The sequence below is a fragment of the Pseudomonas sp. LBUM1664 genome (genome assembly GCF_059695895.1).
This window is the reverse complement of sequence record NZ_CP166791.1, coordinates 3,009,549-3,021,624: the sequence shown is the minus strand read 5'-3', so window position 1 is coordinate 3,021,624 and position 12,076 is coordinate 3,009,549. Positions and strand designations below refer to the sequence as shown.

The window sequence follows — 12,076 nt, the reverse complement described above, 5'->3', positions numbered from 1 at the left end:
GGACCAGAGAAGAGATAAAACGGGGCAAAAATCGGCGTATTTTTCCGACGAATCAGGCAGAAATACCGCGCAAATAGAAGTCGACATAAGCACCCAGCGCCCTCATATCTCCCTCTTCCAACGTCAACCCATTGCGGCCAAAACACGCCTGCCAGAAGCGCGCAAGAATGGCGCCGTGCAGGAAAATCTCGGTGGCTTGCTCGATATCGCTGAGGCGCAGTTGATCGTCTTCAACTGCCTTCTTCAACGTGTTGTAAACGATCTGGTGAACGGGCTTGGACAAGGTTTCCTCAATGTGCAAAAGCAGCATTGGAAACTTGGCATGAGAGGAAATGATCATCCGGCATATGGCAATGACGTCAGCGGTGAGCATGCTTTCAAGCAGCGCACGGGCAGTCAGCAATAGCGTCTCTTTGATCCCTGTGCCGGGCTCAATTCCCGGCACAATCATCTCCAAATAGCTTTTGGCGAAGCGCGAGATGACTGCCTCAAACAGCGCTTCCTTCCCGGAAAAACGGGAGTAGAACGTTTTTTTTGAAATGTTCAGAAGCCCGATGATCGTATCGACGCTCGTGCGCTCGTAACCGACCTCTAAAAATAATTTGAAGCTGGTATCGAGTAACGCATTGGTCAGTTGGACGGACTGTTCAACGGAAGGTCTACCGCGAAATGTAGGGCGCAAGCTGGCGGGGTTTGGCTGTTTCAAATCGCGGTTTCCAGGTAAGGAGGAGGCTGTCTCGACCGAACACGCGCAAGCGATATTCAGGACCGTCAGGCAGCACATCCTACCGTCACCCACCTTCCATTTCGATAGCTCTGGAAAAAGGCAATTGTGTTTTGGTGTACGTAACCGTATCTTTTATTGAGCCAGTAGCATAACAGCACACGCGCCTGCCAAGCCCAGCGGTGCCGGGCTTCTAAAGATTCGATAGAGGACGTATTCATGACCAAGAAAAGCTCCGACTACGATGCCCAGTACACAAAAACTCCACACGTAGTGAGCGTGCCGGTGACTATCTCTGACGAGCACCCGCAATACAGCGCCCTTCCCCACGAGAAGACCGACCTTTGGGAAGAAACGGCTTTTGCCTTGGTTGCAGAAAGCGGCGACTACGACGTTCTGCTCTGGACTGCCGGTTACCTGCTAAAGGGCAACGGGCGCGGTGTATGGATGCATAACGAGTCGGTTGAACACGACGTTATGTTTATCGCGGTGCCCAAAAGCAGCCGCGGGAAAATGCAGGACAACCATTTCGTTCGCGCAGGGTGGCATCCGCAGGAACGCTTGAGCTGGGATAAATTCCGCTTTGAAGACAAGGGGGACGAAGTCGTCTGGCATTTCGATCAACAGCAGTTTGTCGCCAAGCCGCCGCTTTGGCAGGCAAAAGGCAGCTACGCAGGTATCGAGTTCGACCTGGATTATCAGCAAACCGGAAAAACCCTATGGAATTGGGGCCCCTTCGCTGACGTCGCTGCAAAGAACCGTGCTGGCTACGATCTATTTGCAACGGTTGATGGCTCGCTCAAAGTCGGTGATCGCACGTTCGATATCAAAGACGGCCAGGGTGTGCGCGAACACATCATCACCGGCCAATCCAACGACCCTGTGCGTAACCTGCCAGCGCCAACCTGGATGTGGTGGCTTTACACCATTGTCGATGGTGTGGCGATCAACTTCTTTCGACCTGGCCAGATCGATATTGGCGCGGTGTACACCGGTGATCGGGAGATCAAATTCAACCCGGCGGCCGACCCCTCCACCATCTGCCGCTATACCACGCTGGAAACCTGGCATGACCCACGCGATGCGAGCGACCTGCCAGTGCGTTGGCACCTGAACATGACGTCGAAGGAATGCACCGTCGACCTGGAAATCAGCGCGCATGGCCGAGCTTACGAGTTCTGGACGTCTCATGACGGTGTGCGCAAGTATTGCTACTACGTTTGCACTGCAAATGGGCGGATCTGGATGGATGACGGTCGACAGATCGAAGTGAAGGATCACCTGTTGCTTAACTCTTCCCACCGCACTATTTCGGTAAGAACCGAGACGCTCGAGGGGCCGAAGTACATAGGCTAACCCTGGCGCCGCCTGCCGAGCGCCTGGATTGAGCGGTGCATCAACAACACCGCGCTTGCTTCGCTCAATCCATTTGCAAAAGTGCGCTGCCACAAGCGTCTAGCAACAGCGCGGCTTATCGAAGCCTGCTGTTCGTCGAGTGGTGTGACCGCCAGGAAGATTTTCGCTGCGACGCAGCGTCCTTACCTCCTCGCCTGCGGGGTAATGTTCAAGGAGGAAGTCAACGAAAGCATTGACCTTGCCCTCCAGATTGCTCAGGTGAGTGGACACCATTGATGGCGATAATCCCAACACCGCAGCCGCAGCACCAAGGCTGCCTCGGTCGCACGGTCGCGCCAGGTGTCATTGAGGAGCGCACCAAAACCGGTGGCGACCGGTATTGAAGCACTAGGCGTCCATTATCGGCCACCGTACAACTGCCGTCATACCTATGCGACAATATGCTTAATGTCTGGCATGAACCCCGCATTCATATCCCAGCAGCTCGGCCATAGCGTGCAGGTGCTGCTTTCTACGTATGCCCGCTGGATCAACTCAAGCTCCGATTGGAGCGAACTGGAAAAAGCTTAATATCGGTATCAAATCGGTATCAGGCAATTCCTGACACATCGTAAGTTATTGATAGGTAAGCCTCTTGATCTCCACCGCTAACATCACCATGCAGTTCGGCGCCAAGCCACTGTTCGAAAACGTCTCTGTCAAGTTCGGCGCGGGTAACCGCTACGGTCTGATCGGTGCCAACGGTTGCGGCAAGTCGACCTTCATGAAAATCCTCGGCGGCGATCTCGAGCCGTCCGGCGGACAAGTGATGCTCGAGCCGAACGTGCGCCTGGGTAAACTGCGCCAGGACCAGTTCGCCTACGAAGAATTCACCGTGATCGACACCGTGATCATGGGTCACGAAGAGTTGTGGAAGGTCAAGGCCGAGCGCGATCGCATCTACTCGCTGCCAGAAATGACCGAAGAAGACGGCATGGCCGTGGCGGAGCTGGAAACCGAGTTTGCCGAAATGGACGGCTACACCGCCGAGTCCCGTGCCGGTGAGCTGCTGTTGGGCCTGGGTATTGGTATCGAGCAGCATTTCGGCCCGATGAGCGAAGTGTCTCCGGGCTGGAAGCTGCGTGTACTGTTGGCCCAGGCGCTGTTCTCAGACCCGGAAGTGCTGCTGCTGGACGAACCCACCAACCACCTGGATATCAACACCATCCGCTGGCTGGAAAACGTGCTGACCCAGCGTTCGAGCCTGATGATCATCATCTCCCACGACCGTCACTTCCTGAACAGTGTCTGCACCCATATGGCGGACCTGGACTACGGCGAGCTGCGCCTGTTCCCGGGCAACTACGACGAGTACATGACCGTGGCGACCCAGTCCCGCGAGCAGTTGCTGTCGGACAACGCCAAGAAGAAGGCACAGATTTCCGAACTGCAGTCGTTCGTCAGCCGTTTCTCGGCCAACGCCTCGAAAGCCAAGCAAGCCACCTCCCGCGCCAAGCAGATCGACAAGATCCAACTGGCCGAGGTCAAGCCATCGAGCCGTGTCAGCCCGTTCATTCGCTTCGAGCAGACCAAAAAGCTGCACCGCCAGGCGGTCATTGTCGAACGCATGGCTAAAGGTTTTGACGGCAAGCCGCTGTTCAAGGACTTCAGCTTCAACGTCGAAGCCGGCGAGCGCGTAGCGATCATTGGCCCGAACGGTATCGGCAAGACCACGTTGCTGCGCACCCTGGTCAATGAACTGGAACCGGACGCCGGTACTGTGAAATGGACCGATGCCGCGGAACTGGGCTACTACGCCCAGGACCACGCCCACGACTTCGAAGACGACGTCAACCTGTTTGACTGGATGGGCCAATGGACCCAGGGCGGCGAACAACTGGTTCGTGGCACCTTGGGCCGCATGCTGTTTTCCAACGACGAGATCCTCAAGTCGGTCAAGGTCATTTCCGGTGGTGAACAGGGCCGCATGCTGTTTGGCAAGCTGATCCTGCAAAAGCCGAACGTGCTGGTGATGGACGAACCGACCAACCACTTGGACATGGAATCCATCGAAGCGCTGAACCTGGCGCTGGAAAACTACCCGGGCACGCTGATCTTCGTCAGCCACGACCGTGAGTTCGTATCGTCCCTGGCCACACGCATCATCGAACTGAGCGCCGACGGTGTGATCGACTTCAGCGGCACCTATGACGATTACCTGCGCAGCCAGGGGGTGGTGTTTTAAGGGCTGTTCTGAGCTATAAGCTTCAAGCTGCAAGTGAAAAGCCCTGTCCATTGTGACGGGGCTTTTTGTATTTCAAGGACACAAAACCTGTGGGAGCGAGCGCCGGCACAATCCCCCCAAGCAAACCGTTAGCCTGCTTTCTTTTATCGCCACCTCGCGCCATGATGAAGCTCTCTTACCGCTGCCCGCGAACGAGCCCCATGCCAACGCCCCACCCTGCCCCCAGCGCCCTGTCGATCACCCTGCAGATCGTCTCCATCGTTTTCTATACTTTCATCGCCTTTCTCTGCATCGGCTTGCCGATTGCCGTGTTACCGGGGTATGTGCACGAACAGCTGGGCTTCAGCGCGGTGGTGGCCGGGTTGACCATCGGCTCTCAGTATCTGGCGACGCTGCTCAGCCGCCCCATGGCCGGGCGGTTGTCGGACAGCCTCGGCACCAAGCGGGCGATCGTCTACGGCTTGTCGGGGATTGTACTCAGTGGTTTGCTGACGTTGATCTCGACCTTGCTGCAAAGCCTGCCGCTGCCGAGCCTGCTGATTCTGATTGCCGGCCGTTTGTTGCTCGGCGTGGCCCAAGGCTTGATCGGCGTGGGCACGATCAGTTGGTGCATGGGCCAAGTGGGTGTGGAGCACACAGCCCGCTCGATTTCCTGGAACGGCATCGCCTCTTACGGGGCCATCGCCATCGGCGCCCCGCTGGGGGTGGTGATGGTCGGTGAGCTGGGCTTCGCCAGCCTGGGCATCGTGTTGTCGTTGCTGGCCGGTGCGGCGCTGGTACTGATTCGCAACAAACCGTCGGTGCCCGTCATTCGGGGCGAACGCTTGCCCTTTTGGGCCGTGTTTGGGCGCATCGCACCGTATGGCGCGAGCCTGAGCCTGGCCTCGATCGGCTATGGCACGCTCACTACATTCATCACGCTGTTTTATCTCAGTCGCGGCTGGACCGGCGCAGCCTGGTGCCTGACGGTATTTGGCGTGTGCTTCATCCTGTCGCGGTTGTTGTTCATTTCCAGCATCGCCCGCTTCGGAGGCTTCAACTCGGCCATTGCCTGCATGAGCATCGAAACCCTGGGGTTGGTGCTGCTTTGGCTGGCGCCTACCACTGCATGGGCGCTGGTAGGCGCAGGGCTGGCCGGCTTCGGGTTGTCGCTGGTGTACCCGGCACTGGGGGTGGAAGCCATCAAGCAAGTGCCGAACACCAGCCGTGGCGCGGGGTTAAGTGCCTACGCGGTGTTCTTCGACCTCGCGCTGGCGATTGCCGGGCCGTTGATGGGCGCAGTGGCGTTGAACCTGGGTTATTCGTCGATCTTTTTCTGTGCCGCATTGCTGTCGATCATCGGGCTCGGCCTGACCTTGCTGCTACGTCGCCGAGCCGAAAAAACCGCTTATTGATCAGCCGTCCTCAACCCCGCCCGGCTCGGTTTGCCCAAGGCCTGACTGAAAAAGCGCCCGGCCTCGGAAATCATGGTGCGGTGTATGTCCTTGCGGTCGACACCGTCAGCATCAGTGCACAGCGCTGGCATCGCGGCGATCTGCTCGTCGGTGCACGGGGCCAGGAATACAAAATGTCCAGCCCCGGCCAGGGTCTTGAAATCCGGTGCGGTGGGCAGCTTGCGGGCCAACGCGGCAGCGTTTTTGTCAAAAGCCACGAGTTTGTCGCCATCACCGCTGTACAGCAGCACCGGCACATGGACGTCGGCCAGGGTGTGACGGCCAAACTTCAAGCTCAAAGGCGCCATCAGCAACAATGCCCGGACCCTCGGGTCGGCCACCGGGTACAGGTCCTCGCGATCGGCAATCAATTCGCCCTGAGTGTTGCAGGCGTCATGGTCGTCCGGGCGCTCCTGGCAGTAACGGCGCAGGCGATTGAGATCCGGCGTGGCGCCCGACAGGATCAGCGCGGTTTCGCCACCGGCCGAATAGCCAATCACCCCCACCTGCCCGGCGTTGACGAAGGGCGAGAGCATCGGATCATTCAGCGTCGCGGTAATCGCTTCGGAAATCTGGATCGGCCGTCCATACAGGTTGCTCAGGGTACCCAGCCGGCTGTGATCCTGGGCGTTGTCGCCGGGGTGAATAACCGCCACCACCACGAACCCCTTGCGCGCCAGCGAGGTGGCGAGGTCATGCAAGGCCAGCGGTGTTCCGGTGTTGCCGTGGGATAGCATCAAGAGTGGAAAACGGCCAATGGCGATCTGGGCGTCTGGCGCGGCATCGATTTGGTAGCCACCCAGCTGACTGGACTGCTCCCGGTCGGTAGACGGATAAAAAGTGATGGCGTGCATCGGCTGCCGATCCAGCGGATCGAGAAAGCTCAGCTCGTGGAAACCGGCGCTCCAATGTGGATGCGGCGCCGGCGCGGCCTGCACCGAACCCAGGCTACCGAACAGGCAAAGCAGTAGTCCTGCACCAAGACGTGTCATCTGATCTTCCACCTTCACCACCGGACCGGGACGCCCTGTGGCTCGCAGCTTTGGCGTGCATAACCTGCGCCATAAAGCCCAACGCCAGACGCAGAAAAACTCTGCACCCTGGCCATCCATGACAATCAGAATACAGAGTTTTACGAAGGTTGCCCGAAGGACTTGGCGTTTTTACGCAAGCCTTACGCAGCGGCGAACTGTTCGCCGATCTGCGCCTTGGCTTCGCCCATGGCTTTGGTGCGCATATCGTCACCGTAGGCCAGGCCCTCGGCGCGGACGATTTCAATGTCGGTGATGCCGAGGAAACTGAACATATGCTTGAGGTAATCCTCATGGGCCACGCCACTTGGCTTGCCGGCGTGCAGGCCGCCTGCGGTGGAAACGATTATCAGCTTCTTGCCACCGCACAAACCTTCATGGCCTGCTTCGGTGTAGCGGAACGTCTGGCCGGCCACGGCGATGCGGTCGATCCAGGCCTTGAGCTGGGTTGGAATGGTGAAGTTATACATCGGCGCGGCGAGGACTATCGCGTCTGCCGCGAGGAATTCGGCCATGGTGCTAGCGCTGAGGTCAGCCTCGTGTTGCTGGGCGGCGTCGCGCAGTTCAGCGGCGGTGCCGGCGGCAACCAGGGTCTGGGTGGAAAAATGACTGATAGCGTCGGCAGCCAAGTCACGGTAGGTCACGACGACGCCCGCCTCAACGGCTTTCCAGGCCTGGACCACTTCACGGCTCAATTGGCGGGAAGCGGAGTTGTCGCCGAGGATGCTCGAATCGATGTGCAACAGTTTCATGTGAGGGCTCTCCAAGTGAGTATCGCGGCCAGGCGATTAAGTGGGAGTAAGCCTATCGATGAAACCAATGGTCGATAAGACAGCATTAATGCGATAGTTCGTTCCACTGACAGGACAATCGAGCCCGACATGCAAGACCTCAACGATCTCTATTACTTCGCCAAAGTCGTCGAGGCGGGCGGCTTCGCGGCGGCCGGTCGCGCGCTGGGCATTCCCAAGTCGCGGCTTTCCCGGCGTATTTCCGAGCTGGAGGAACGCCTCGACGCACGGCTGCTGCAGCGCACGACGCGCCAGTTGAAACTGACGGCCGTCGGCGAACGTTACCTGCGCCATTGCCAGGCCATGTTGCTGGAGGCCGAGATGGCCGATGAAGCAGTGGCCAGTATGTCCAACGCCCCCCGCGGGCGCCTGCGAGTGTCGAGCCCGGTGGGTCTGGCCCACCAGATTCTGCCGGCAGTGATTAGCACCTTCCTGACAAAATACCCCCAGGTACAGTTGGAAATGATCGTGCTCAATCGTCGTGTCGACCTGGTGAGCGAAGGCATCGATGTGGCGTTACGCGTGCGCTACCTGGGGGACGAAGACCCGCTGCTGATGACCCGTCGCCTGCGCCAGGCGCAACTGCTCATGGTCGCCAGCCCAGCGTTCGTCGAAGGACGGCAACTCAAAACCCCAGAGGACCTCAAACAGTTACCGGTGCTCGGGGCGCTGGATGCCGATCGTCTGGTGCATCTGCGGTTGCTCAAGGCCGATGGTCAGAGTGTCGAACTGGCCCTCGAAGCGCGCCTGGGCATCGATGACTTCGTCGTGCGTCGCGCCTGCGCCCTCGACGGCCTGGGTTTTACCGTGTTGCCCAGCATGTATTGCGAGGAGGAATTGCGGGACGGCACACTGGTGCAATTGTTACCCGGGTGGTCGCTGCCAGATGGCTGGCTGCAGGCGGTCTACCCTCACCGTCGCGGCATGCTGCCGGCGGTGCGCGCGTGGATTGACCATCTGGTGGAAGCTTTTGACAGTTGTGGGGAGAGAAGGATATGAGGTTGAGCGAAGAGGACGTCGCGCGGTTTTGCCTGGGCTTGCCCGGCGCCAGGGAAGACTACAAATGGGGCGGCGTACGGGTGTTCTCCATCGCCGGCAACAAGATGTTCGCCCTGCAGGGCCTGCGCAGCGATTCACTGGCGTTCAAGGTCGACAAGGATTTATTCGTGGGCCATTGCGACCGACCCGGCATTCACCCTGCGCCTTACCTGGCGCGGGCGCAGTGGATCATCATGCAGACGCCCTACCCGCTGGGTGCCGAAGAACTGCGCGGCCTGCTGCAACGCTCCCACCAATTGGTGGTCAGCAAATTACCCAAGCGCACGCAGGTTGGCTTGCTGCTGTAGCGACGCTCAGAGCAACCGCAGCAGATGACCGCCCAGGAACAACTGGTCGATCCAGAACACCTGGTGCAGCAGAACGATGAACCAGAACAGCACTTGAAACGACACCTTGCGAGTCTTGTGGCGAAACACCTGCTGGGCCAGCAATGCCCCAGGCCAGCCGCCCGCCAGCTCCACGGCATGCAGCACGTTCTCCGGAGTACGCCACGCATCGACGCGGGCCTTGCGCTTGTCACTCCAGTACAGCAAAAACGCTACCACGCTGACGAAGCCGTAGGCGACCATGGGCACCCACGACACCGCCCGCAGACCGAGCAGAAGCGAACCGAACAGCGGCATGGCACACAACAGCGCAAACACCGTCAGTTTGAGCCGCAAGTTCTGCACGGCACCGTCGGCATGGCGCGCGGCGTGTTTGCGGGCGCCTGAATCGTTCATGGCCGGGCAGCCGACCAGTCCACCCAACCGAATTGCCAGGTCGCCAGGATCAACAGACCGAACGCGATCCGGTACCAGGCAAACACCGCGTAGCTGTGGCTGGCAATGAATCGCAGCAGGCCCTTGACCGCAATCATGGCGAAAATGAACGCCGTGACGAAGCCGATGGCAAACACCGGGAAATCCGCCGGAGCGAACAGTTCGCGGTACTTATAGCCCGAGTAGACGGCCGCGCCGACCATGGTCGGCATCGCCAGAAAGAACGAGAACTCGGTCGCGGTCTTGCGCGACAGCCCGAACAGCAACCCGCCGATGATGGTCGAGCCAGAGCGGGAAGTGCCAGGAATCATCGCAAGGCACTGGGCAAAACCGACTTTCAGTGCGTCCTTCCAGGTAATCTCGTCCACCGTTTCGGCGTGCACCTGATGCTGGCGCTTCTCGGCCCAGAGCATCACGAAGCCGCCCACCACCAGCGCTGCGGCCACTGTGATCGGGTTGAACAGGTATTCATGAATCCAGTCGGCAAACAACACGCCCAATACCACGGCGGGTAGAAAGGCGATCAGCAAGTTGGCGGTAAACCGGCGAGCGCTAGGTTGAGTGGGCAAGCCCAGCACCACGTCGAAGATTTTTTGCCGAAACTCCCAGACCACCGCCAAGATTGCGCCAAGCTGGATAATGATGTTGAACGCCATCGCGCGCTCGCCGCCGAATTCGAGCAAGTCCGCGACAATGATTTGGTGCCCCGTGCTGGAAATCGGCAGAAACTCCGTCAAGCCTTCTACCACGCCAAGAATCAGTGCCTGAAAGGCCGTCCACAAATCCATTCTTCCCCCAAAAAGACCTTGTTTGTGCAGGTCTCATCAATATTCAAGTGTTATGCAAGTGTAAATATCGCGTGCACGATAACTGTGACCTTTCAAAAAAAACCAATGAAAAATCAAGACAGGCTCAGGTTTTGCGTTGCGGCGCCGAAATCCTATCAGACAAGCCCTGATAACGCTGCCGCGTTATGGCCTAAGGTCAGTCAGACGTACCCGCCTGGACGGTGGCCGCTGACGACAGAATAAGAATCCGGAGTGACAGCGTATGAATAGCTTGCGCAGTGTGTCGATCAGTCGACGCTTGTGGCTCATCCTGGTGGTAGCCATCGTGATGTTGTTCACGTTGGGCGCATTGATGCTCAAACAGATCCACAGCGACCTCTATCAGGCCAAGGCGCAGAAAACCCAGCATGTGGTGCAGACTGCCAGTGGCGTGCTGAGCTATTACTATGGCCTGGAAACTGCCGGAACCCTGACGCGCGACGCCGCGCAAAAGCAGGCGCTGAGTGCCGTGCGTGGCCTGCGCTATGACCAGAGTGACTATTTCTGGATCAACGATCTGACGCCAGTCATGATCATGCACCCCACCAACCCGAAACTCGAAGGCCAGAACCTCTCGGCTATCCGCGACCCAAACGGTTTTGCGCTGTTCAACGAGATGGTCACCATCGCCAAGGCCAAGGGTGCCGGCATGGTCAACTACCTCTGGCCGAAGCCGGGCGCCGAGGCGCCCGTGGGGAAAACCTCCTACGTCAAACTGTTCGAGCCCTGGGGCTGGATCATCGGCTCGGGCGTGTACATCGATGACGTGCAGGCCGAATTTCAATCCCAACTGATCAAGGCTTCGGTCATCGGCCTGGTCATCACCCTGATCATGGGCCTGCTGTTGACCCTGATCGTGCGCAGCATCGTTCGGCCACTGCAAGAAACGGTCAACGCCATGGCCAATATCGCCAGCGGCGAAAGCGACCTGACCCGCGCCCTCGACACCCATGGCCAGGACGAAGTCACTCAACTGGCGCGGCATTTCAACGCTTTCACCGCCAAGCTGCGGCAAGTGGTGAGCCAGTTGCAGGCCTCGGCCAGTGCCCTGGAGCAATCCTCCGGCGAACTGGGCAACGACGCCGCCCAGGCCCAGGAGCGCAGCCAGCAACAGTCGCAACAAATGGAACTGGTGGCCACCGCGATCAACCAAGTGACTTATGGCGTGCAGGACGTGGCCAAGAACGCCGAACACGCCGCCAGCGAAATGCGCGACGCCGAATCCCAGGCCCAGCAAGGCCAGATCAATATCGACGGCAGCTTGCAGCAGATCGACCGACTGTCCCAGACCATCGACCAGGCCGTGGAAGTGATTCGCACCCTGGCGAGCGAAAGCACCCAGATCGGCAGCGTTCTGGAGGTCATTCGCTCCATTGCCGAGCAGACCAACCTGTTGGCCCTCAACGCCGCAATCGAAGCCGCTCGCGCCGGGGAACAAGGCCGGGGCTTTGCGGTGGTGGCCGATGAAGTGAGGTTGCTGGCCCAGCGCACGCAAAAGTCCACCGCCGAGATCCAGGCGATGATCGAACGCCTGCAAACCCATTCCGAAGCGGCGGTGAAGGTCATCAGCGACAGCAGCCGCGCCTCGCAGTTGACCATCGAACAAGCCGGCCTGGCGGGCGCCAGCCTGAACGCCATCGGCCAGGCCCTGCGCAACCTCAACAGCCTGAACGCCTCCATCGCCAGCGCCACCCTGCAGCAGGCCCATGTGGTGGAAGACATCAACCAGAACGTCACCCAAGCCGCGGGCCTGTCCCACAGCACCGCGCTGGCCGCCGAACAGTCGAGCCTGGCGAGCACACGCCTCAAAGAACTGAGTGTACAGTTGAACGGGCTGCTCAAACATTTCCGGGTTTGAGATTGCTGGCCA

11 protein-coding genes are annotated in these 12,076 nt (G+C 59.1%); 6 read left to right on the top strand and 5 right to left on the bottom strand.

Annotated features, from left to right (window positions below):
- Window positions 1–52: 52 nt before the first annotated feature.
- Window positions 53–706 (bottom strand): TetR/AcrR family transcriptional regulator, encoded by a 654-nt coding sequence (locus ACA047_RS14100; protein WP_497359939.1) that lies wholly within the window; start codon window positions 704–706, stop codon window positions 53–55.
- 237 nt (window positions 707–943) lie between these two features.
- Here ACA047_RS14100 and ACA047_RS14095 point away from each other — a divergent pair, with 237 nt between their 5' ends.
- The 3 genes from ACA047_RS14095 (at window position 944) to ACA047_RS14085 (ending at window position 5,698) form a co-directional block, all read left to right on the top strand.
- The gene (locus ACA047_RS14095; RefSeq protein WP_497359937.1) at window positions 944–2,080 is read left to right on the top strand and encodes a hypothetical protein; all 1,137 of its coding nucleotides are present in this window, start codon (window positions 944–946) and stop codon (window positions 2,078–2,080) included.
- A 634-nt stretch (window positions 2,081–2,714) separates the two neighbouring features.
- Window positions 2,715–4,304 (top strand): ABC-F family ATPase, encoded by a 1,590-nt coding sequence (locus tag ACA047_RS14090; protein ID WP_497359935.1) that lies wholly within the window; start codon window positions 2,715–2,717, stop codon window positions 4,302–4,304.
- A gap of 200 nt (window positions 4,305–4,504) precedes the next feature.
- A complete protein-coding gene (locus ACA047_RS14085) occupies window positions 4,505–5,698 on the top strand; it encodes an MFS transporter (protein WP_497359933.1) in 1,194 nt (397 codons plus the stop codon).
- On the opposite strand, the gene ACA047_RS14080 is transcribed toward ACA047_RS14085, so the two are convergent.
- Window positions 5,692–6,729 carry an alpha/beta hydrolase family protein gene (locus ACA047_RS14080; protein WP_497359931.1) on the bottom strand — a complete coding sequence of 346 codons (1,038 nt, stop codon included), beginning with the start codon at window positions 6,727–6,729 and terminating at the stop codon, window positions 5,692–5,694. The genes ACA047_RS14085 and ACA047_RS14080 overlap by 7 nt on opposite strands.
- Before the next feature lie 182 nt (window positions 6,730–6,911).
- Window positions 6,912–7,520, bottom strand: a complete 609-nt coding sequence (locus ACA047_RS14075; RefSeq protein WP_497359929.1) for an FMN-dependent NADH-azoreductase — start codon at window positions 7,518–7,520, stop codon at window positions 6,912–6,914.
- A 129-nt stretch (window positions 7,521–7,649) separates the two neighbouring features.
- Between ACA047_RS14075 and ACA047_RS14070 the strand changes: the two genes are divergently transcribed.
- Both ACA047_RS14070 and ACA047_RS14065 read left to right on the top strand, forming a co-directional pair.
- Complete coding sequence (locus tag ACA047_RS14070) at window positions 7,650–8,558, top strand: LysR substrate-binding domain-containing protein (protein ID WP_497359927.1); 909 nt, start codon at window positions 7,650–7,652, stop codon at window positions 8,556–8,558.
- Window positions 8,555–8,905, top strand: a complete 351-nt coding sequence (locus ACA047_RS14065; RefSeq protein ID WP_497359925.1) for an MmcQ/YjbR family DNA-binding protein — start codon at window positions 8,555–8,557, stop codon at window positions 8,903–8,905. The genes ACA047_RS14070 and ACA047_RS14065 overlap by 4 nt, the downstream gene beginning before the upstream one ends.
- Before the next feature lie 6 nt (window positions 8,906–8,911).
- Here the strand turns inward: ACA047_RS14065 and ACA047_RS14060 are convergent, their stop codons facing one another.
- Both ACA047_RS14060 and ACA047_RS14055 read right to left on the bottom strand, forming a co-directional pair.
- Window positions 8,912–9,340, bottom strand: coding sequence for a DUF1294 domain-containing protein (locus ACA047_RS14060; RefSeq protein ID WP_497359923.1), 429 nt, complete (start codon window positions 9,338–9,340; stop codon window positions 8,912–8,914).
- The gene (locus ACA047_RS14055) at window positions 9,337–10,167 is read right to left on the bottom strand and encodes an undecaprenyl-diphosphate phosphatase (protein WP_497359921.1); all 831 of its coding nucleotides are present in this window, start codon (window positions 10,165–10,167) and stop codon (window positions 9,337–9,339) included. Before ACA047_RS14055 ends, ACA047_RS14060 begins: the two co-directional genes overlap by 4 nt.
- Before the next feature lie 262 nt (window positions 10,168–10,429).
- Here ACA047_RS14055 and ACA047_RS14050 point away from each other — a divergent pair, with 262 nt between their 5' ends.
- Window positions 10,430–12,064 (top strand): methyl-accepting chemotaxis protein, encoded by a 1,635-nt coding sequence (locus tag ACA047_RS14050; protein ID WP_497359919.1) that lies wholly within the window; start codon window positions 10,430–10,432, stop codon window positions 12,062–12,064.
- Window positions 12,065–12,076 lie beyond the last annotated feature (12 nt).